The 20630-nt window shown below is 67.8% G+C and carries 23 protein-coding genes and 4 tRNA genes; 14 read left to right on the forward strand and 13 right to left on the reverse strand.

Annotated features, from left to right (window positions below):
• Nucleotides 1-46 precede the first annotated feature (46 nt).
• The 5 genes from QFW96_RS03340 (at nucleotide 47) to QFW96_RS30195 (ending at nucleotide 2849) form a co-directional block, all read left to right on the forward strand.
• The gene (locus QFW96_RS03340) at nucleotides 47-658 is read left to right on the forward strand and encodes a TetR family transcriptional regulator (protein WP_281453978.1); all 612 of its coding nucleotides are present in this window, start codon (nucleotides 47-49) and stop codon (nucleotides 656-658) included.
• Nucleotides 642-905 (forward strand): hypothetical protein, encoded by a 264-nt coding sequence (locus QFW96_RS03345; RefSeq protein WP_281454034.1) that lies wholly within the window; start codon nucleotides 642-644, stop codon nucleotides 903-905. The genes QFW96_RS03340 and QFW96_RS03345 overlap by 17 nt, the downstream gene beginning before the upstream one ends.
• 40 nt (nucleotides 906-945) lie before the next feature.
• On the forward strand, nucleotides 946-1848 hold the full coding sequence (locus tag QFW96_RS03350; protein ID WP_281453979.1) for an AurF N-oxygenase family protein: 903 nt from the start codon (nucleotides 946-948) through the stop codon (nucleotides 1846-1848).
• Nucleotides 1849-1973: 125 nt separating this feature from the next.
• Nucleotides 1974-2342, forward strand: coding sequence for a DUF4873 domain-containing protein (locus QFW96_RS03355; protein ID WP_281453980.1), 369 nt, complete (start codon nucleotides 1974-1976; stop codon nucleotides 2340-2342).
• Between the two features lie 222 nt (nucleotides 2343-2564).
• Nucleotides 2565-2849, forward strand: a complete 285-nt coding sequence (locus QFW96_RS30195; protein WP_425524710.1) for a tyrosine-type recombinase/integrase — start codon at nucleotides 2565-2567, stop codon at nucleotides 2847-2849.
• Here the strand turns inward: QFW96_RS30195 and QFW96_RS03360 are convergent.
• From QFW96_RS03360 to QFW96_RS03390, 7 genes are all read right to left on the reverse strand, one after another.
• Complete coding sequence (locus QFW96_RS03360; RefSeq protein WP_281453981.1) at nucleotides 2758-3789, reverse strand: ketopantoate reductase family protein; 1032 nt, start codon at nucleotides 3787-3789, stop codon at nucleotides 2758-2760. The genes QFW96_RS30195 and QFW96_RS03360 overlap by 92 nt on opposite strands.
• Before the next feature lie 17 nt (nucleotides 3790-3806).
• Entirely contained in the window at nucleotides 3807-4898 is a 1092-nt protein-coding gene (locus QFW96_RS03365; RefSeq protein WP_281453982.1) for a LacI family DNA-binding transcriptional regulator, read from the reverse strand.
• Between the two features lie 59 nt (nucleotides 4899-4957).
• Nucleotides 4958-5938, reverse strand: a complete 981-nt coding sequence (locus QFW96_RS03370) for a 3-hydroxyacyl-CoA dehydrogenase family protein (RefSeq protein WP_281453983.1) — start codon at nucleotides 5936-5938, stop codon at nucleotides 4958-4960.
• Between the two features lie 11 nt (nucleotides 5939-5949).
• Complete coding sequence (kce, locus tag QFW96_RS03375) at nucleotides 5950-6882, reverse strand: 3,5-dioxohexanoate:acetyl-CoA acetone transferase (protein ID WP_281453984.1); 933 nt, start codon at nucleotides 6880-6882, stop codon at nucleotides 5950-5952.
• 215 nt (nucleotides 6883-7097) lie between these two features.
• Nucleotides 7098-8450, reverse strand: coding sequence for an MFS transporter (locus tag QFW96_RS03380; protein ID WP_281453985.1), 1353 nt, complete (start codon nucleotides 8448-8450; stop codon nucleotides 7098-7100).
• 453 nt (nucleotides 8451-8903) lie between these two features.
• The gene (locus QFW96_RS03385; protein ID WP_281453986.1) at nucleotides 8904-9308 is read right to left on the reverse strand and encodes a transposase; all 405 of its coding nucleotides are present in this window, start codon (nucleotides 9306-9308) and stop codon (nucleotides 8904-8906) included.
• A 30-nt stretch (nucleotides 9309-9338) separates the two neighbouring features.
• Complete coding sequence (locus QFW96_RS03390) at nucleotides 9339-10823, reverse strand: hypothetical protein (protein ID WP_281453987.1); 1485 nt, start codon at nucleotides 10821-10823, stop codon at nucleotides 9339-9341.
• Nucleotides 10824-11101: 278 nt separating this feature from the next.
• On the opposite strand from QFW96_RS03390, the gene QFW96_RS03395 reads away from it, so the two are divergent.
• The 4 genes from QFW96_RS03395 (at nucleotide 11102) to QFW96_RS03410 (ending at nucleotide 14456) form a co-directional block, all read left to right on the forward strand.
• Nucleotides 11102-11449: a hypothetical protein gene (locus QFW96_RS03395; protein ID WP_281453988.1), complete on the forward strand. Its 348-nt coding sequence runs from the start codon at nucleotides 11102-11104 to the stop codon at nucleotides 11447-11449.
• Complete coding sequence (locus QFW96_RS03400) at nucleotides 11446-12522, forward strand: DNA-methyltransferase (RefSeq protein ID WP_281453989.1); 1077 nt, start codon at nucleotides 11446-11448, stop codon at nucleotides 12520-12522. Before QFW96_RS03395 ends, QFW96_RS03400 begins: the two co-directional genes overlap by 4 nt.
• 162 nt (nucleotides 12523-12684) lie before the next feature.
• On the forward strand, nucleotides 12685-13035 hold the full coding sequence (locus tag QFW96_RS03405) for a helix-turn-helix domain-containing protein (protein WP_281453990.1): 351 nt from the start codon (nucleotides 12685-12687) through the stop codon (nucleotides 13033-13035).
• Nucleotides 13036-14195: 1160 nt separating this feature from the next.
• Nucleotides 14196-14456, forward strand: coding sequence for a hypothetical protein (locus tag QFW96_RS03410; RefSeq protein ID WP_281453991.1), 261 nt, complete (start codon nucleotides 14196-14198; stop codon nucleotides 14454-14456).
• 49 nt (nucleotides 14457-14505) lie between these two features.
• Here QFW96_RS03410 and QFW96_RS03415 read toward each other — a convergent pair.
• From QFW96_RS03415 to QFW96_RS03430, 4 genes are all read right to left on the reverse strand, one after another.
• Nucleotides 14506-14580: transfer RNA gene (locus QFW96_RS03415), tRNA-Val, on the reverse strand.
• Nucleotide 14581: 1 nt separating this feature from the next.
• Nucleotides 14582-14653 (reverse strand) — tRNA-Cys (locus tag QFW96_RS03420).
• Between the two features lie 46 nt (nucleotides 14654-14699).
• A tRNA-Gly gene (locus tag QFW96_RS03425) sits at nucleotides 14700-14772 on the reverse strand.
• Nucleotides 14773-14911: 139 nt separating this feature from the next.
• Nucleotides 14912-15337 carry an SsgA family sporulation/cell division regulator gene (locus tag QFW96_RS03430; RefSeq protein WP_093412952.1) on the reverse strand — a complete coding sequence of 142 codons (426 nt, stop codon included), beginning with the start codon at nucleotides 15335-15337 and terminating at the stop codon, nucleotides 14912-14914.
• Between the two features lie 956 nt (nucleotides 15338-16293).
• Here QFW96_RS03430 and QFW96_RS03435 point away from each other — a divergent pair.
• The 4 genes from QFW96_RS03435 to QFW96_RS03450 all read left to right on the forward strand — a co-directional run bounded on the left by QFW96_RS03435 (nucleotide 16294) and on the right by QFW96_RS03450 (nucleotide 18413).
• The gene (locus QFW96_RS03435; RefSeq protein WP_281454032.1) at nucleotides 16294-16683 is read left to right on the forward strand and encodes a TIGR02611 family protein; all 390 of its coding nucleotides are present in this window, start codon (nucleotides 16294-16296) and stop codon (nucleotides 16681-16683) included.
• Between the two features lie 56 nt (nucleotides 16684-16739).
• A tRNA-Val gene (locus QFW96_RS03440) sits at nucleotides 16740-16811 on the forward strand.
• Nucleotides 16812-17000: 189 nt separating this feature from the next.
• A complete protein-coding gene (locus tag QFW96_RS03445; RefSeq protein WP_281453992.1) occupies nucleotides 17001-17792 on the forward strand; it encodes a DUF1684 domain-containing protein in 792 nt (263 codons plus the stop codon).
• A gap of 120 nt (nucleotides 17793-17912) precedes the next feature.
• Nucleotides 17913-18413, forward strand: coding sequence for a GNAT family N-acetyltransferase (locus tag QFW96_RS03450; protein ID WP_281453993.1), 501 nt, complete (start codon nucleotides 17913-17915; stop codon nucleotides 18411-18413).
• A 43-nt stretch (nucleotides 18414-18456) separates the two neighbouring features.
• Here the strand turns inward: QFW96_RS03450 and QFW96_RS03455 are convergent, their stop codons facing one another.
• Nucleotides 18457-18849: a VOC family protein gene (locus tag QFW96_RS03455; protein WP_281453994.1), complete on the reverse strand. Its 393-nt coding sequence runs from the start codon at nucleotides 18847-18849 to the stop codon at nucleotides 18457-18459.
• An 83-nt stretch (nucleotides 18850-18932) separates the two neighbouring features.
• Here QFW96_RS03455 and QFW96_RS03460 point away from each other — a divergent pair, with 83 nt between their 5' ends.
• Nucleotides 18933-19418, forward strand: a complete 486-nt coding sequence (locus QFW96_RS03460; protein WP_281453995.1) for a GNAT family N-acetyltransferase — start codon at nucleotides 18933-18935, stop codon at nucleotides 19416-19418.
• Between the two features lie 46 nt (nucleotides 19419-19464).
• Here the strand turns inward: QFW96_RS03460 and pip are convergent, their stop codons facing one another.
• A complete protein-coding gene (pip, locus tag QFW96_RS03465) occupies nucleotides 19465-20421 on the reverse strand; it encodes a prolyl aminopeptidase (protein WP_281453996.1) in 957 nt (318 codons plus the stop codon).
• Nucleotides 20422-20630 lie beyond the last annotated feature (209 nt).

Consider the following 20630-nt stretch of genomic DNA (forward strand, 5'->3'; position numbering starts at 1 on the left):
GCTCAACGGCTTGCTTGAAGTGATGAATCAGTGGTTCACTTCTTGCATGCCTTATCGACGGACCCCCGCGGTGCAGGCGCGGCTGGACGCGCAGCGGGAACTGGTGCTGGAGGCCGCGATCGCCCTGCTGGCCGAGCGGGGATACGCGGCGTGCTCGATGGCAGCGGTGGCGGCGAAGGCAGGGATCGCCACCGGCAGCGTTTACCAGCACTTCCCCAGCAAGGCCGAGCTGGCCGCCGAGCTGTTCCGCACCGTGGTGTCCCGCGAAGTCGCGGCGGTGTCCGAGGCGTCGCAGCGGCCCGGGGACTTGCGGGAGCGGATCGTGGCGGTCGTCGAGACCTTCGCCGGTCGCGCGCTGAAGGCGCCCCGGCTGGCCTATGCGCTGTTGGCCGAACCGGTCGACCCCGCGGTGGATGCCGAGCGGCTGGTGTTCCGCGAGGCGTTCCGCGACGTCTTCGCCGAACGGATCGCCGAAGGGATCGAGTCCGGCGCGCTACCGGCGCAGGATCCGCGCTTGACCGCCTCGGCGCTGGTCGGCGCGGGCGCGGAGGCGCTGGTCGGCCCGTTGGCCGAGGGCGCGGCGGGACCGGACACGATTCCCGGTCTGGTCACCTTCACCCTGCGAGCCCTGGGAGTTGCGCATGTCAGCGACGCATGAGGTCACCAATCAGGTTCCACCGCTGGTGGACTACGACGTCTCCGACAACCCGACGCCGCTGGAAGGGCTCCGACGCGAAGGCGCGGAGCGGGCCGAGGACGAGGTCCGCGAACTCGGCGCGCTCGCTGCTCCACCAGCACGGCCATCCGGTGTCGCCGACGCCTTGCCTGGATCGCGACCGGGGCGTGGCCTCCGGGACGTTGCCCCCGGTGTGAACGAGGTCCCGCCCGACCCGCCTTCCCCGTGACACCCCGCCCCTCAGCCGCTCACGTCTCAGGAGGTCCACGATGAGCACGACCACGAACTCGCACAGCGGACGGGATCGCGTCGCCGAGCGCTTGCAGCGCTCCTCCGCGAAGCAGTCCTACGACCCCGACGTCGACATCGACTGGGACGCCCCGCTGGTGGACGGGGCCTACGGCAAACCGCCGCACCGCTGCTCGCTGTACGGAACGCCCCTGTGGGAAGGGCTTTCAGAGCAGCAGCGAGCCGAACTGAGCATGCAGGAACTCAGCGCCAGCACGGCTTCGGGAATCTGGTTCGAGCTGATGCTCATGCAAGGCCTGACCCGGTACGCCTACAGCGCCGACCCGACCTCGCACCGCGCGCATTACGCGCTGACCGAGATCGCCGACGAATGCCGTCATTCCACGATGTTCGGCAAGGCCATCGACAAGATCGACGGGAACGTGCGGCGGCCCAGCAGGTACGGCCACCGGGCAGGCAAGGTGTTCGGTGCGGTGGCCGGGCCGACCCTGCTGTTCGCCGGGGCGATCTACGTCGAGGAACTGGCCGACGCCATGCAGCGGGAGATCATGCGCGACGAGAGCCTGCAACCGCTGGGCCGGATGGTCTCGCGCATCCACGTGCTCGAAGAGGCGCGGCACATCAGCTTCGCCAAGGACGAACTCGAACGCGCTTGGCGCTCGCACGGCCCCCTCGCGCGGGAAGCGATCCGCTGGTCCATCGCGGGCATGATGGTGGTGGCAACCGCGGAGTTCCTGCACCCCAAGGCCTACACCTCCGTCGGGCTCGACCCGCGCGAGGCCAAGCGCGTCGCCGGGGCCAACCCGCACTGGCGCCGGACCAAGGCCGACTGGGCGCGCAAAGCGGTCGAGCTCTTCGAGGGCATGGGCATCATCGGCGGCCCCAGCAAGCGGCTCCTGCGCCGCGCGGGACTGGTCGACTGACCGGCGACCGGTTTCGTCGAGACCGAGGCGGACCCGACCCATGACACCCGACGCGTGCTGGTTCGGGCGCCGGACGCCACGGCACCTCCGACGACCACTGAGCAGCACCACCGAGAGGAGCGGACATGACCGACGCGCACGAGGACGACGACTACCGCGGTCCCGCCGTCGTCGTCACCCAGGACCGGGAGATCCGGGTTAACGTGGTGCTGCGCGGGCACTTCCAGCCCATCGACGGCCGCTACCACTGGTACGGGCGCCTGGCCGCGTCCGAGGAGATCACCGAACTGGCCGCGCGCGGCCGCGTCGAGGTGGTGCTGCGCACCGCTGGTACCGAAGCACCCGGCACCCTCTCCGACCGCGACCCCTGGGGACGCTTGCGCATCAGCGGACTCGGGCGCCCACCGTTCGCGCTGCCCACCTCCCTCGACGACCCGGCCGAACCAACGACCACGCCCGCCCCCACGCGGAACCGATCATCAGGGCCGTCCTGATCGGCCCCTTCCACACGCGTTCGAGAGCCCGCACGCGGACGATCGCGGCCACGTGAGTGGGCGGCTCGCTCGCGAAACCGATCCGGGTGGTCGTTGAGCCGCTGAACGCGCTCCAGGCCGCGCGCAGCCACCCGGTGTCAGGACCAATTACACCGACCGACCCACAGGCCCGACCACCAACGGAAGAAGATCGGCGACCCTCTTCTTCTACCGGGCCAGATCATGGAAGCCAACACCCGCCAAGGCTACGAATACACCCTCCGCAAATACCTCCTGCCCGAATTCGCGCCCATGCGCATGAACGAAATCGCCCCGAACCACATTCGCAGTTTCTTCACTCGCCTGGGCACCGACGGCGCCTCGGCCACAACGGGGCAGGCTCAAGACTGGAAGCGTCTTGCACCCTTTTCGATTTTCACCAGGTTCCGACATCGCCGCTGGCCTTTGCCAGGCGATGGAAGGACTCGGTGCCCGCCTGGTAGGCGCCTGATTCGATCTCGTGGATGATCCGGGTGAGTTCCGCGTTGAGCGGCGCCTCGCGACCGATCTTCCGGGCCGCTTCGACGACGCCGCCGTTGATGACGTCGACCTCGGTCGGGCGGGACCGCTGCAGGTCCTGGAGCATCGACGCCTTGGTGGGCCCGGCCCGGGCCATGAGCCGATCGAGGGCGTCCTCGGCGGCGGCGCGGTCGGTGGCGTCGCGGGTGAGCAGCTGATCGGCGGGGGTCGCGAACACCTCTCCCAGCGTCATGCCCAGGGCGCGGGCCGTGTCGTAGCCCTCTCGCCAGAGCTGCAGGGCCACCTCGCGCCCGACCGGGTCGGCCACCACGTCCCGGTACAGGCAGCCGCCCGCCGCACCGAGCCCGGAGAAGGTGCTGTTGAGCAGGAGCTTGGTCCACACCTGGCTGGCGATGGTCGCGGTGGCCTTCGCTTCGGCGATGCTCGCGAGGATCCGTTGCAGCCTGGCGAGCCGTTGCGTGCTGCTGCCGTCGAGCTCACCGACGACCGTGGGGGCGTCGGTGGTCTGCTGCAGGTGTCCGGGACCGAGGTTGGTCGCTCCCCATTCGATCAAACCGACGATCAGACGCTCCCGGCCGACCAGGGACTGCACGAGGTCATGGACCAGACCGTTGCCCAGCGCGACGTAGGTGTCCACCAGCCCCGCCGCGACCAGCGGGGTGACTGCCGACCGCAGCGCGAGGGACTTCACGGTCAGCAGCGCGAAATCGAAGTGCCCGGTCAGCTCGCCGGGGTCCGACACGGCCTGCAGCCGGCGGCGCGAGACCTGGCCGTCGACCTCCTCGAACAGCAGTCCCGGGTCGCGCAGCGAGGCGACGTGCCGGTGGTCGGCGTCGAGCACCGTGACGTCGTGGCCCGCGTTGGTCATCTGCGCGGCCGCGACCCCGCCGATCGCGCCGCCTCCGACGACGATGATGCGTTCTGCCATTTTCGCTCCTTCGAGTTTCAGGTGGCGCCGACGAGAGCGCCGGCCACCGGGGGAACCGCACGCGGCGGACAACCGCAGGTGGTGCCGATGTGGAGTTCGTAGGGCCGGATGGATTCGCGGGTGGGGCCTCCCGCACCGTCGATCCGCCGGATGAGCTGGTCGACGGCCAACTCAGCCATGTGCCGGCGGGGAACGCAGATGGTGGTCAGCTCAGCCAGCATCGAGGCGGGCGGGAAGACCCCGTCGATGCCGGTGACGGCGACGTCCTCCGGAATCCGGATCCCGTGTCCGCGCAGGCTTCCGATCACGCCCGAAGCGATCGCGTCCGACCCGCACACGACCGCGCGCGGCAGGTCCCCGGTTTCGATCAAGCGCTGGGCCGCGCGGTTGCCGCCTTCGGCGGTCAAGCTCGTGGTGAACCTGCGCTCCGGCGGGACCGGGACGCCGAGCCGCTGCGCCGTGGCGACGAACGCCTCCGCCCGGCCGCCCGACGACGAGGAGTTGTGCGGCCCGGTCACCACCGCGAGATCGGTGTAGCCGTGCTCGACGACGTGGCAGAAGATCTCCTCGGCGGCCGTGACGTCGTCGATGCCGATGAAGTCCGCGTGCAAGTCCGGGATCCGGCGGATCAGCTGCACGAACGGCATTCTGGCTCGGCGCAGCCGCCGAACGATCTCGCCGTCGTCGGGGTGCAGCACCGTGAGCACGACGCCGTCCACCCGCCGAGCGATCATCGCCTCGACCACGCTCGCCAGCGTCTCCGGGCTCTCCTGGGTGTGGGCGAGGAAGACCTCGTAGTCCTGGCCGCGTGCCGCGTCGATGGTGCCCGCCGCGACATCGGCGTAGAAGGGGTTGTCGATGTGGGCCAGGACGAGACCGAGCACGCGGGTGCGGTCGGCGTCGAGCTTGGCGTGGTGGCGTTCGAGCGGGTAGCCCATCTCGCGCGCGATCTGCAGCACCCGTTGACGCATCTCGGCGGACACACCGCCACGCCCGTTGAAGACGTAGGAGACCGTGGCCGGCGTGACCCCGGCTTCCCTCGCGACGTCCGCAGCGGAGACCCGGAGGGCTCGGATGCCCGTCTTGCGCCCGTGGTTGCTCGACTTCATACCGGTAGCCTCCTCTCGGCTCCTCTCCGGGGACAACGCAGGCCGGGCTCTCAGCGCTGTCACCGCAGCTGATCGCGACGCTCGACGAGATCGACCTCACCGAGTTCCGCGCGCAGCCGGTCGAGCCCGGCGTAGGCGCGATCGCGGTAGCGGGCCACATCGGCGCCGACGCCGTCGGCGAACTCGTAGAAGCCCTGCCCGGTCTTGAGCCCGTGCCGTCCCCGTTCGACCTGGTCGACGAGCATGCGCGGGGTGCCGATGCGGTCGCCGTAGGCGGCTTCCAGCGTCGTGAACCCGTCGCGGTACACGTCGAGGCCGGCGATGTCGGCGATGGCGAACGGGCCGAAGAACGGCAGCCGGAAGCCGAAAGAGTTGCGGACCACCTCGTCGACCTGCGCCGGGGCGGCCACACCGTCCTCCACCAGGCGCACGGCCTCCCGGAACAGCGCGTACTGGAGGCGGTTCGCGACGAATCCCGGGGAGTCGCCGACCACGGTCGGCACCTTGCCGATACCGCGCAGGAATCCCACGACGTCCTCGACCACCGACGGGCTCGTCCTGGCTCCCGGTATGACCTCCACGCTGGGCACGAACGGAGCGGGGTTCATCCAGTGCACCCCGAGGAACCGCTCCGGCGCGACGACGCTCGTGGCCAGCTCCCCGATCGGGATGGCCGAGGTGTTCGTCCCGATCACGACCTCCGGCCCGACGGCCGACGAGATCCGCTCCAGGACAGTCCTTTTCACCTCGACCCGCTCAGGGACCACCTCGGCGACGTAGCCGACGCCGACGAGCGCCGCCTCGAACGAATCCGCGGCGCGCAGGTGGGTCCGAACGGCATCGGCCATCACTGCCGGGATCAGCCCGTCGGCGGCGAACTCGGCCGCCTCCTCGTGCAGCTGCCGCACCCGGTCCCGCGACCGCTGCGCCGTCTCGTCGACGACGCTGCACTCGAGGCCGCGAGCCGCGAAGGACTGAGCGATGCCGCCGCCCATGTACCCGGCGCCGACCACCGCGACGCGCACGTCCCGGTCCGCCATCCGCCCGCCCATCAGAAGCCCACGGCCGAGCGGCCCTTGAGCTGCAGCATCTCCCGGGCCTCGTCGGGCGTGGCGACCTCGAGGTTGAGCGCCTCCAGGACGGTGCGGATGCGCGTGACCTGCTGGGCGTTGCTCTCCGCGAGCTGCCCGGGCCCGATCCACAGCGAGTCCTCCAGGCCGACGCGCACGTGCGAGCCCATCGCGGCTCCGATGCTGGCCAGCGGCATCTGGTTGCGCCCGGCGCCCAACACCGACCACTGGTAGTCCGCACCGAGGAGCCGGTCAGCCGTGCGGCGCATGTGCATGAGGTCCTCGGGGTGCGCACCGATTCCCCCCAGCAGGCCGAAGACCGACTGGACGAACAGCGGGCCGTCGGTGAGGCCGCGGCCCTGGAAGTGCGCGAGGTTGTTCAGGTGCGAGATGTCGTAGCACTCGAACTCGAAGCGCGTGCCGTTGGCGCGACCGAGCTCGAGGATGGTCTCGATGTCGGCGAAGGTGTTCTTGAAGACCAGATCGCGGCTGTTCTCCAGGTTCTCGCGCTCCCAGTCGTGCTCGAACTCCTTGAACCGGTCGAGCATCGGGTACAGCCCGAAATTCATCGAGCCCATGTTCAGCGACGCCAGCTCGGGCTTGAACTCCACAGCCGGCCGCATCCGCTCGGCGACCGTCATGTGCGGGGAACCGCCGGTGGTGAGGTTGATGACCGCGTCGGTGTTGCGCTTGAGCGAGTCCAGGATCGGCGCGAAGTGCTCGGGGTCCTGCGAGGGGCGGCCGTCCCGCGGATGCCTGGCGTGCATGTGCACGACCGCGGCACCGGCCTCAGCAGCGCCGATCGCGGCTTCGGCGATCTCCTCGGCCGACACCGGCAGGTGCTTCGACATCGACGGTGTGTGGATCGCACCGGTGACGGCGCTGGTGATGATGACTTTCCTGGCCGCGGGCATGGCTACCTCTCATGTCTGGTGGGGTTGTCGGACGCGGTGTGGTGGCCGGCGCGGGAACGCGAGCAGCGCGGGCAAGACTGGAACCGCGAAACGGGTTAAGCAACGTTAAGTAATCTGGAACGGTCGCGCTCGCTCATCGCTGACGCTGACCCGGAAAGCCCGCAGGGACGGTCGATTTGGACTCGTATTCCTGCGGACCTGACCTCCGGTGCGGATCATTCCCCGCACGCGGTCTGCGGACCCGCCTTCGCCGCGTGGTCGTGAACGAGCGGCTCGCGCTTGGGGAATCCGAGCCCGAGCAGGGCACCGATCGCCACGAGCGCGGCGACGAACCACAGCCCGGACACCGCGCTGCCGGTCGCCTCCTCCAGCAGGCCCATCACGTAGGGCCCGACGAACCCGCCGAGGATGCCGAGGGTGTTCATCAGCGCGATCCCACCGGCCAGCGTCGCACCGGACAAGCGCGTGGAGGGCACCGCGAACATGATCGGCTGCACGACGAAGAAGCACGCGGCGGTCAGGCAGAAGCCCAGCAGCGCGACGATGGCCGGAGCGACAGCGGCGATCAGCAAGCCGACCGTCATCGCCGCGAGGCCGCCCACCAGGATGCTGCGGGAGCGCGCGGCGTTGGTCGCGTAGCGCGGCAGCAGGAGAGCACCGGCCGCCGACGCCACCCACGGCAGAGCGGTGATCAGGCCGATGGTGAGGCTGCTCATCTCTCCCCACGAATCGATGATCGTGGGCAGGAAGTAGGTGAGGCTGTAGACCGCGATCTGGTGGCAGAAGTAGATCGCGATGGCCATCACGATGAACTTGTCCCGGAACACCCCGGCGAAGGAGTGCGTGCCGGATTCCGCCGCCCCCGCCTCCTGCTCGGCCCTGAGGTGCGCCTCGAGCCGACCGGCCTGCTCCTCGCTGAGCCACTTCGCATTGCGCGGACCGTCGGGCAGCAGCTTCCACACGACCACCGCGAGGAACACCGCGGGGAGCCCTTCGACGATGAACATCCACTGCCAGCCGTGCAGACCGGCGGCACCGTCGAGGCCGAGGATCGCTCCGCCCAGCGGCGCACCGATGATGTTGGCCACCGGAACCGCTGCGAGGAACAAGCCCATCGCCGCAGCACGTTGGCGGCGGGTGAACCAGTAGGTCAGGTACAGCATGACCCCCGGGAAGAAGCCCGCCTCCGCGATGCCCAGGAGCACCCGCATCACGTAGAACGAGGTCTCACCCTGCACGAATGCCATGCCCGCCGACAGCAGCCCCCAGGTGACCATGATCCGCGTGATCCAGAACCGTGCCCCGAAGCGGTGCATCATGAAGTTGCTGGGAACCTCGCACAAGGAGTACGCGAGGAAGAACAGGCCGGCGCCCAGTCCGAAGGCCGCCGCCGAGATGCCCAGGTCGGCCTCGAGGTGCGTCTTCGCGAGCCCGATGTTCGTGCGGTCGATGAACGAGATGACGTAGGCGATCATCAGCAGCGGCATCAGCTTGCGGGTGATCAACCGCGTCAGGCGCGGATCCTCGGCAGCGGGCACCGCGGACGAGTTCTCAGGAGTGGAGGACATCGTTGTCCCTTCCTCGTTGCGTGGGCGTGTACGTCGTGCCGCAGCGCCCGCTTCGAGTCCCGGCGAGCTTCGGCATCGGGCGAACGTCAACTGGATCGGAGTCGGCCGCCCGGCACTTCGAGCGGCGACGTGTGACGCACGCTAAGTAGGGCCTCTCGCCTTAAGCAACGTTAATCTCGGGCGCCCGGAGCCCCTCCGAGCCCTCAGGTCCGATGTCCGCATCGTGGCAAGTTGCTGGTCCGCCTCAACCAGGAAGGACACGAGCATGGGGACGCCCACGGGGGTGTCTGGGTCATCGAGACGGTCGGCGCGCTCATGGAAGCGCTGGCGTACCGGGGCCCGCAGACCGCGAGGGTTAGAATTGCTCGCCCGACCTTAGATGTTCATGACTTCGAACATCGACATCAGCAGCCGTTGCGCCCCCAACCACAACCCAGCCCGGTCAACCCACGGTCACAAATCCAACCCCGCCACCAGCGAAAAGCTGAACCCGCACCTCAACCACACCCAGATCAGCGCCCAACCCACCACTAAAAGCGCCGCGCAGCGAACAAAATGAACGCGGAACCAGGGCGCCGATTCCACGGTCAACACCACGGTTTCACCGGGCACTAACCGCTGGATGTCTAAAGGCGCGGTCCACGAGCTGCGCCCGGTCTCCAGGGCCACCACCAAGTAGGGCCAGCCCGGCACCATGATGTGCGTGTCCTTACCGCGCCCATAGGTATGACACAGGACCCGCTGCGGCGAGGTATGCGCCTCAGGACGTAACCAGCAGGTGACGTCCACGGCCAGCGCCAGCCGGCCGGCGACGGCCCGGCGATCACCGCGCGACGCAGTCACCGAAATCAAGCTCACCAGCCCCGGCACCCTCGTCGCGGTCATGGGCTACGTGGCGGGCAGCAGCACCATGCGCATCGGGCCTCGCCACACCGTGGAGATCGGCCACCAAGCGAGCGCCCCGGGTTGGTCGACGTCGGCGGTGTTCACCAAGCGCACCGGCGCCGGGATTTGCGGGGGCATGGCGAGGCGTGCGAAATTCGCCCGAGCCAGCATCCCGACCAGCCCAGGCATCGCATCGACCTTCGCGCGGATCGCACCCACAACGGCGGCCCGCTCGGAAAACGCGTTACCGACGGTGATGCAGCGACCGTCGCAGTAGAAGGTGAGCGCCCCGATCTCGCCAGGGACCGTAATCGGACCGGAGGGCAGGTGGGAAGCCACTGCGGAGTACTGGGCAGAGGACGCGAAGTTCCCGGATTCGGGCACAGTCGGCGTCGACGTCAATGTTAGGCACGCCGTCATCGCGACGAGGCCGCCGGCGAGCACCCCGCCGCCGCGTACCCCTGCGAGTCCGAGCATTCCGGCCAATGCCACCGCCATCACCGACGGGCCGAAATACCACACGTACGGCCCGGGATCGAGCGCCAGCATCGTGGTGTAGTAACCGGCCGCTCCGCCGCCGAGTAGCACCGCCGCGCGACCTCCCGGCCCGGGTGTTCTGGCCAGCACCACCAACCCGGTCAATCCCAGCGTCACCGCGGCAGCGGTCAACAGGGCCGCGCTCGGATGCTGCATTACGTAGAGCAGCGGCCCGTTGGCCATCGTAAACATTACGATGTGGTCGCCGTAACCGACCGGCTCCGGCCACACACCACCAGCCTTGAGCAGCAACGTGTCCGGCACCGCAGATCCGAGCGCCCACCACGACCACACGAGCCACGGAGCAGCCACTGCAGCGGCCACACCGGCGGCGCGCCACCAGGATCGTCCGACCAGCACGACGGCGAGCAAGCCGAACACGACTGCGTCCGGACGGGCCAGAGCCAGCAGTCCGCACAGCGCCCCCACCGTCGCGGGTCCGCGCATCACCACCGCCCATGCCAGGCCCGTGACCAGCCCCATCACCAGCGCGGTTTCGAGTCCGATCGTGGCGACCATCAACGGTGAGCACGCCACCAGACTCCCCGCCGCCGGACCCGCCCACCACGACCCGCCGAGCCGTGCCGCGAGCCGATCGACGAAAACGGTGACCATCGAGACGGAGCCGCACCACACCAGCCCGGCCGCGATGATTACCGAACGTACGAGTGCGGTAATCCCACCGAGAACCAGCGCGTTCAGCGGCGAGGTCTGCGAGTTGGCCGCCACGCCGGGCTGCATCCCCCACCAACCGTGCAGTCCGAGAGTGCGCCCGTAGGACAACGAGATTAGAGCGTCGTCGGACAGCTCGTCGCGGGCCAGCACGAACACCACCGCAGCCAGCAACACTGGGCAGACCGAGAGCGACACCCACCGTGCCTCATTCCACACGCGCTCGCCGGATGAGACGCGGGGCGTTTGTTGCTGTGCGGCCTTCTCGGACACGGTCATAGCGCCGAGATTTCCACGAGCAACCCTGGTGGAAGGACCGATCACACGGACGAGGGCGTTTCTCGCCGCCGACGTCGGTCGGGATGATCTCGTCCAGACAACGTTCGACGAACGCGCCATCGTGAGCGTCGGGTTCGAACCGGCCCCGAGGACTGCGGATGCCGTGGAGGGCATCATCTCGCGCGGGTTATTGACCACGGACTCGCCCCCTCGTCTGTCTGAGGAAGCCAGTCATCGATCTCGAAGACGACCACTCCAGGCTGGCTCACAACGAAAACGTGCCGACGAAGGACCTGTATGCCGCCGCCGACTGGGTCTGGCCCGGTGGGCACATCGTGATCACCTGCCGCCCCTGGCGGCGCCACGGAAGGCTGCTCGACCTACCCGGCAAAGTCGGCGACGCCGCCGACGCGATCGGCCTCGTCCCCGCCGACCACTGCATCGCCCTGACCGCACCTATTCGAGGAAATCGGGTGCGCCCGAGAATCGTCAGCCGCGCTGGGCACCTCCCGGAAAATACCGATATTCATGGCCATACCACAGCCATCTCGGCCCATCTTGACGTGCTGGTTCTCCGACTTCCCAACACACGTCGTGAAGAAACTCCGCAGCGAGGTGTCGCGTGAACAGTCTCTACTATCGCGACGAGACCATCGAATTGCATCTCGGTGACGCGCTTCAGGTCATGGCATCACTTCCCAGCTCTTCGGTGGATTGTGTCGTCACCTCGCCACCCCACTGGGGATTGCGTGATTACGGAACCGCAGTTTGGATCGGCGGAAACCCGGATTGCCGACACACCTTGGGGACCACGCCCCATCAACGCCGGACTACCAAGAAACAGGCATCGTCGTGGCTTCATTCGAGCGTGAACAAGAACTGCAGGAAGTGCGGTGCTCTTGCGCGCGATCGACAATATGGTCTGGAACCAACCATCGATGACTACATTGATCGACTGCGAGAGGTGAGTGCGGAAACCTGGCGCCTTCTCACACCACGCGGAACCTACTGGCTCAATGTCCGGGACAGTTTCAGCTACCACAACAGCGGCACAGGAAACACGCGCCGAATCACGGCCGACGCGGGATCCGCGGTGGTGCGTCACAAGAGCCTGATGGGCATTCCGTGGCGGACTGCTCTGACTTTGCAACAAGATGGGTGGATCATTCGCAACGCGATGGTCTGGCACAAGCCCAACGCCATACCGGACCCGGCAGCAGATCGCTTCTCCTCACGCTACGAGATGGTTTTCCTCTTGGTCAAGCAGCCGGACTATTACTTCAACGCAGCCCACGCGCTCGAACCGTTGTCACCGAACCGTCCAGAGCATCGGAATAACCATCGCGGAGGCAACAAGCCGCACACAATCCGATCGCCCTGGAAACCACGAAGGACCGGGAAGAACATCGGAGACATCTGGTCGATATCCACGCGACCACTACCGGAGGCGCATTGCGCCCCATTTCCGGTCGACCTTCCGCAGCGTTGTATTGCGGTCGGCTGCCCTGAAGATGGCGGTGTCCTTGACCCCTTCTCGGGAGCAGGAACTACCGGCCTCGCCGCCCGACGACTGGGCCGGTCCTTCCAGGGAATCGATCTGCGGGCCGATTACCACGACATCTTCCTGCGGCGACTCCAGCAACAGAACGGACGCACCGAGCTCAACGACGAAACGAATCCGGGAGCCAGCGTTGCTTGAAAACAAGGTGTGTGCCGCCAGCAACACGCGTTTTCCCCCAGCACCAGGGCGTAACCGGAAGGCTGTGCAGAGGTGTGTGACGCGGCAGTCGCGACTCAATCCAGCCCGCCGGCGTTACGCTTCCCGCCGCGACGCTCGCGACAGGGTTGAGGGGGCTGCCACATGAACCCGCACGATCCGCTCGCCGATGCCGCTACTCCGGACGCTGACACGATCCCGGCAGTGACGGAACTTGCCTCGGCGGCTCGTGAACTAGCTGGCGCCGTCCGCGCACTTGCCGAACATGCGCCGCATGACCCCGATGCATTGCTCACTGCCGAACAGCTCGGAGACCTCCTGCGGCTATCGCCACGCACGTTGAAGGAGCAGGCAGCAGCAGGGCTCATCCCACACCGCAGGTTCGGGAAGCACTACCGGTTCAGCCGCGAGGACGCCGCAGAAATCGTACGGCTCGCCAGGAAAACGCCCGCGCCTCAGGGACAGGGGAAAAGGAGCGGGTTTCGGGCGGCCTGACTCGGGGCACAGCCCCACACAAATGTCCACCCCGGCACGTCTGCCGAGGTGGCTTCACAAGAGGGAAAGAGCAAGGAAGGAAGTGGTCATGGCCTACGGCCAACAAGACGACAGTGGAGGATGGCGCGCCCGGTTCAAGCGCCCTGACGGGACCTGGGGCAGCAAGTCCGGGTTCCCCTCCGAGCGAGCAGCCGAGAACTGGGGCAACGAGCAGGAAGCACTGATTCGCCGGCACATGTGGATCGACCCTCGCGATGGCGAGACGTCGTTCGGCACGTTCGCACGCGAGTTTCTCGATGCATTGGCGCCACGGCTGGAGCCCAGCACTCTCGCCAAGTACAAGTCCCACCTGGATTCGCAGCTGCTACCGCAGTGGTCCGCGTGGCCACTGATCGGGATCTTCAACAACTACGTGGAGATCGAGAAGTGGGTGTCGGAGCTCCACGATGACTACGCAGATTCGACCGTGGCGTCCGTTTTCGCGACGTTTTCCACGATGTTGAACGCAGCCGTCAGAGCCCGTTGCATGCCTGCCAACCCGTGCTCAGGGATCCGAGTCACCTCCGGTGCCTATGAGTCAGATCGGCTGGTCGCGAACCCAGTCCAAGCTCTCCGCGCCGCTATGCGCCTGCACACCACCGCTGGGCTGTCGGGGGTCGTCCTCTGCCTCATGGACCTCTACACCGGGGCACGCTGGAGCGAGCTGGTCGGCCAGCAACGACATGAGTACGACCGAAAACCGAGCGATCTGCATCCAGGAACCGCTCAAGGAGATCGGTGGGAACCTGTTCAAGGGGGGCCGCCGAGTCGGGCCAGGAGGTGCGCTCGAAGGCATCATCCCAGGATCAGCTTCACAGCGTCCGAAGCGACGGGGAAAAGCGGCCAAGAGGGGACGAACGAAGAGCCCGGCCGGGACCCGGTGGGTACCGCTGCCGCCTGGCATTGCCACGGCGTACGAGACGCTGATGCACTCGCACGACAGCCCTTGGGTGTTCTGCACCCCGGACCGGGCACCACTTCGCCGGTCGAACTTCCGGCAACGCTGTTGGCGTCCCGCATGGGACGGGGTGCGGCCAGACGAGCCCCGACACAGCAGGCACGCCCCGGCGATCTTGTCCGATTTCAGCTTCCACGAAGGCCGACACAGCCACAACACGTGGTTGACCGAGGACGGGGTGCCCGAGGTCGCTCGCCGAGCCCGACTTGGGCAGAAGATGAAGGGCATTGCCCGGGTCTACGACCACGTCACTCCGGCGATGACTGAAGACCTACTTCAGTCATTGGAAACGCGTTGGGTGAAATCCGTCGCCTCGCTGTCGGTCGCGGAACGCGCGCAACTCCTGCTGTGGATCCCGCGGCTTCGAGCCAGCCTGGCCACCGATGAAGACCTAATCGCCATTTCATCGCCATTCGCAAGCTAAAACGGCCCCGCCCCTTGGAGGAGCAAGGCCGCTGACCTGCATAAAGAATTGGTGCGCGATACTGGGATTGAACCAGTGACCTCTACCGTGTCAAGGTAGCGCTCTCCCACTGAGCTAATCGCGCGAGGCGGAGGCGGGAATCGAACCCGCGTACAGGGCTTTGCAGGCCCTTGCCTAAGCCACTCGGCCACTCCGCCGGACTCCGCATCCACACCAAAGCCGGCTGGAACGCCAGAGAACCAGAGCGGATGACGGGACTCGAACCCGCGACCCTCACCTTGGCAAGGTGATGCGCTACCAGCTGCGCTACATCCGCCTGCTGCGACCTCGTGGCCCGGTGTCCCCGGGCCCGTCCGCCGCGTTGCACAGTGAACTCTAGACCACGCCCAAGATCGGGATCAAAGGGGGGTCCCCACTCCGCCTGGCCGCGGCCGGGCAGAGCGGATCAGGCCTGATCAGCCCATGTCGAAGGGCAGCAGGCGGGTGAGCGCGTCATCGACGTCGACCCACAGGTTCTCGTTGCCCGGGACCACCACGTCGTAGGTGCGGTCCAGGAAGTCGGCGAGCTCCTGCGCGGAGGCCTCGAAGACGGCGTGGCCGGACGGCGAGCTCAGCTCGATGGCGACGACCTCCGGGTCGTCGACCGCCGGGCGGATCGTCACGTCGCCCTCGCCGGCGTGCGCGATCAGGCCGTCGGCCAGCAGATCGCGGGCGAAGACCCATTCGACCCATCCGGCGCGGCCGGTGCGGAACGCGGCCACCACGGCGTAGGGGTCCTGGGTGTCGTAGCGCAGCTCGACCTGGACCGGCACTGCGGGTGCTTGCGGAGCCAGCAGATCGAACACGGCCGTAGAACGGAGTGTCACGTGGTCATTACGCATTGTCCTCCCCTTCCTGCTCCCTCCCGGTCCGTATATCGACCGAGCAACACAGTTGTGACGCCTCATCGGGCAGATTTAGTCGCGACTCCCGCATAGATCACCCAGTCGGGCCATGCCCGAATTCGCTGGGCGACCAAACGAGCGCACTCCGTGTTCAATCGCCCCGGGGGTCGGGGTGGTCGCCGGATCCGACCGATCCTCTTCCGATCGGTCGGGCCGCCGTCCACGCCGGAGGTCTCGAACCGCCGCGAACTCTTCCCGATCAGAGCGGCCGGCCCAAGGGACCCGCCTCGCCCAGTAACCACTCTTCGTCACTTTCCGTGACTAGGTCGACTGTGTCCGAGCCCGGTCTGCAGATCGGTCGCTCACGCCCGGTGAATCCTGCCTCCGCGTACCGGTTGACCACCGTGTTCACGCTTCGTCGGGTTCGCCTGACGTGCCTCAAGAATAAGGGACCGAAGGCCTTCGCATTTTCCCGAAAAGGGCTCGGATGAGACGTCCACCACGAGATGTCACCGTTTCGGGCTAATGGTCCTGACCGCGTTGGTTACAGCGCACGCACGGCACCGAACGCACGGTCGAGAGCCGGCTCACAGTGTGACCAGGATCGAAGGCCCGCCTCAGGGTCCAAAGTCCCGGCTTCCGGCGAACCGGACAATGATCCCAGTCACAATTCAGTCACGGCGTCAGGCGTCCAGCACCCGTCTGTCCGCTTGACAGCAAGACCCTGTTTACCGGGTGAGGGCACACTGGCGCGCTACCGACACACCGGCTCATGTGACCCAGTGCACCACCGGGCCCCACCACCGACCGTATCCTGAGCGCGAAGCCCGACGAACGCCCCGAGGTGGACTGCCCTGAACGAGCAAGCCGAACCGGAAGCCCGACCCGCCGGTGCGGACCCGGGCGACCGCGAGCGACCCAAGCACCCGCGACTGCACGCGCTGCGCGAGCGCCTGCACGGCTACCGCGAGCACGTCCGCCGCCGCCCGTCGCTGAACCTCACGTACCGGGTCGTGCTCGGCGTGTTCGGCACCGTGGTGCTCATCGCGGGAATCCTGATGATCCCCTACCCGGGCCCCGGTTGGCTGGTGGTCTTCGCGGGCCTGGGCATCCTCGCCACCGAGTTCCACTGGGCTCACCGGGTCAACATGTTCGCCAAGCGCCACTACCACCGGTGGGTGCGCTGGCTGGGACGCCAGCACCTCGCCACCAAGCTCACGATCATGGCCGCCACCGGTGTGGTCGTGGTGGTGACGCTGTGGCTGCTGGGCATGTTCGGCACGGTCGGCGGCTGGCTCGGCCTGCGCTGGACGTGGCTGGCCTCCCCCCTGTTCGGACCTTAGAAACGATCGTGTATTGTTCTCCTCATCGCCGGGAACGGCGGTGAACAACAGAACAAGGGCGATTAGCTCAGGGGGAGAGCGCTTCGTTCACACCGAAGAGGTCACTGGTTCGATCCCAGTATCGCCCACATTTCGCGGATGCCTCCTGACCGGTTTTGGCCAGGAGGCATCCGCTTTTCGCGTGATTCCCATTCCGATTCTCCCGGTAGTCGAAGTGGTAGCCGTTTCGCCGTTGATCGGCCGATTCCACGCTGTGGACGGGGCCGACTGGGAGTGCGCGGCTCCGTATCGTCGGGGGTGCGACGGATGGAGGAGCCATGAGCACGTTCATCGAGCAGTGGCAGGACTGGCACGCCGACCGGGAGCGCGAGCTCGCCGATCCCCACGGTTGGCTGGCGCTGGTGTCCCTGGACTGGCTGAGCGAGATCCCCACCACCTACTCGGCGGCGCCGGGCGTGTGGTGGCAGGACGCCGAGGCCGCCTACGTCGACCCGCAGGGCGCGGAGCTGTCCTACGAGGGCGAGCCGATCACCGGGGTCCAGCGCTTCGAGCTGGTCAACAGCGGGGCGGGCACCCGCGTCTCGGCCGGTGACGTGGAGGTCGAGGTGGCGCGCCGCTCGGGCTACCTGATCCGGGTGCACTCGCCGAAAGCCCCGGCGCTCCGCGACTTCCGAGGCGTCCCGGCCTACGAGCCCGACCCGGGCTGGGTGATCACCGGAACGTTCGAGCGGTTCCCCGAGCCCCGGCCGACGACGGTCGGCGCGGTCACGCCCGGCCTGCACCACGTCTACCAGGCCCCGGGTCTGGTGCGCTTCGAGCACGACGGCGTCGAGCACGAGCTGACGGCGTTCAACGGAAAGTCCGGCAGCGGACTCAACATCCTGTTCACCGACGCCACCAGCGGCGTCACGACCTACCCGGCGAACCGCTCGCTGCTCACCGCCGAACCCGCCGCCGACGGCACGGTCACCCTCGACTTCAACCGCGCCATCAACCTCCCCTGCGCCTTCACCGACTTCGCCACCTGCCCCCTCCCGCCCGAGGGCAACGACCTCCCCTTCGAGGTGACAGCAGGAGAACGAATCCCCCACGAACGCACCGACAGCTGATCTCTCCTCGTTCCGGCGAGGAGTTGCCGGGTGGAACGTCCTGGAGCCCGCTGATCTTCGCCCTCAGATCGGGGCCGGTCCTCGGGCAGCAGTCAGGTGCTCCAGAACTAGCCTGTCCGCATGCCTGAGCTGCTCACGCCCACCGCGCGCCTGCACACCGCTTGGCTCGATGCGCACGCCGAATGGGGGCCGGGTGCTCACGAGGACGGTTTCGGGTTGCTGCCGTCCGATGTCGTCGCGTCCGCCGCCGGATTCGCAGCGTGGGTCGAACGGCTGTCGCAGGAATCGGATCGCGGTGTGTGCAGTTACCGGTGGATCGTCGAGGACCAGCAGGTGCTGGGAGGGATCGCGCTCCGGCACGGGGACGACGACCTCGTGCGCTCCGTCGGCCACATCGGCTACGGCATCCGCCCATCCGCACGTCGACGCGGTCTGGCCACCTGGGCGCTGCGCGGCATGCTCGACGAAGCACGAGGACTGGGCATGGACCGGGTTCTCCTGGTCTGCGCCGAGGACAACGCCGCCTCGCGGAGGACGATCGAGCGCAACGCAGGTGTCCTGGAAAGCGTCCAGGAAACAGCCCTCGGCCCCGCGCACCACTACTGGATCAACCTCCGCTGACCGTCCGGCGAGCACGAGCTCTGGGAGGTGGTGGAGCGGCTCGTCAGTTGGTGGGGCGTTCGGAGTCCGGGAGGTCCTCGACCGCGCGGTCGAGGAGGCAGAACTCGTTGCCTTCCGGGTCTGCGAGGACGACCCAGGTGTCGTCCGGGGATTGGCCTACGTCGACTCGGTGGGCGCCGAGGGATTCGAGGCGGTGGAGTTCTTCCGCCGTGGTGCGGTCTTCCGCTCTGAGGTCGAAGTGCAGGCGGTTCTTGAGGGTCTTGGTCTCCGGGACCTCGTAGACGTCGATGCGCGGCCAGTTCCGGTTGGGCGGGCCGATGGCGATGCCGTCCTCATCCCGGTCCACGACGCTCCACCCGAGCACCGCGCACCAGAACGCCGCCACCTTCTCGGTGTCGTGGGCATCGATGACCACCACCGCCAGCCGGCTGGACATGCGCCGAGTATGACCAGCCACTTCCCCACCCGCATCCGTATTCCCGTTGCAGCGGACGCTCCCCGCGACGAACCATGACGGGCATGGAGAAGATCGCGATCCGACCCGCCGGTGCCGATGACCTGCGGTTCCTGGAGGACATGCTGGTCGAGGCGGCGAACACGCCCAGCCACCCCGGGCGGAGCCGTGCCGAGACGCTCGCCGAACCCGAGGTCGCGCACTACCTCGCAGGCTGGCCGCGGGCGACCGACCTCGGCGTCGTGGCGGAGCGGTCCGGACGTGCCGTGGGGGCCGCGTGGCTGCGGTACTTCGACGAGACCGCACCGGCCTACGGCTTCGTCGCCCCGGACGTCCCCGAGCTCGCGATCGGCGTCGATGCCGCGAGCCGTGGCGGCGGGGTCGGGCGGATGCTCCTGCGGGAGCTGGTCGAGGTGGCGAAAGCGCGTGGGATCGCCCGGATCAGCCTCAGCGTGGAACGCGCCAACCCCGCCGCTCGCCTCTACGCGGCCGAGGGATTCGCGGTCGTGCAGCACCGCGACAACGCCGACACGATGGTCCGATCTCTCTGAACGCGCTGATCCCGACTGATCGGGCACCTTCAGGGCGAGTTCCGGATCAGCGGGCGTAGTGGTCGGTGGCTTCGACGAGGGCGTTGAGGATTCCGGGTTCGTCGTAGGCGTGGCCTGCGTCGGGGATGATGCGGAGGTCGGCCTGGGGCCAGGCTTCGGCGAGGTCTAGGGCCGTGACGGGCGGGGTGATGACGTCGTAGCGGCCCTGGACGATCGTGCCCGGGATGTCGTGCAGGCGGTGGGCGTGGGCGATCAGCTGCCCCTCGTCGAGCCAGGCGCCGTGCACGAAGTAGTGGGTCTCGATGCGGGCGAAGGCCGCGGCGAACGCGGGGTCGCCGAAGTCCTCGACCAGCTCCGGGCGGGGCAGCAGGCCGATCAGGCTCGCCTCCCAGCGGCTCCAGGCGACCGCGGCCCGCTCGCGGACCTTCTCGTCCGGGTCGAGCAGCATCCGGTGGTAGCTGCGCAGGACGTCGTCGCGCTCGGAATCCGGGACCGGGGCGAGGAGTTCGGCCCAGCGCTCCGGGAAGAGGTTCGCCGCTCCCCCGCCGTACATCCAGTCCAGCTCGCTGCGGCGGCAGGTGAACACGCCGCGCAGCACGAGCTCGCTGACCCGCTCCGGGTGCGTCTCGGCGTAGGCCAGGGCCAGCGTGCTGCCCCACGAACCTCCGCAGACCAGCCAGGACTCGATGCCGAGGTGTTCGCGGATCCGCTCGACGTCGGCGACCAGGTGCCAGGTGGTGTTGGTGCTGAGGTCGGCGCCGAGCCGGCCCGCGTCGGGGGTGCTGCGGCCGCATCCGCGCTGGTCGAGCAGCACGATGCGGTAGCGGTCGGGGTCGAACAGGCCGCGGTGCGCGCGGGCGCTGCCCGCACCGGGTCCGCCGTGCAGGAACACGGCCGGTTTCCCGTCCGGGTTGCCGCTCTCCTCCCAGAAGACGAGGTTGCCGTCGCCGACGTCGAGGTGTCCGGAGGCGTGGGGTTCCCGCTGGGGGTGGAGAGAGCGCATCACATCATCGTGACGGACGGATTCCCGGCGCGGGAGAGCTTTTCGGGTGCGGCGCAGTTTTCATGAAAACCTCCCGACCCTCGGTGACGTGAGTGGGATGGAGTGGTGACAGTTTTCATGAAAACCTCCCCACCCCCGGAGACACGAGCGGGAAGGAGTGGTGACAGTTTTCATGAAAACCTCCCCACCCCCGGAGACACGAGCGGGAA

The organism is Saccharopolyspora ipomoeae (assembly GCF_029952525.1).
GTDB classification, from domain to species: domain Bacteria; phylum Actinomycetota; class Actinomycetes; order Mycobacteriales; family Pseudonocardiaceae; genus Saccharopolyspora; species Saccharopolyspora ipomoeae.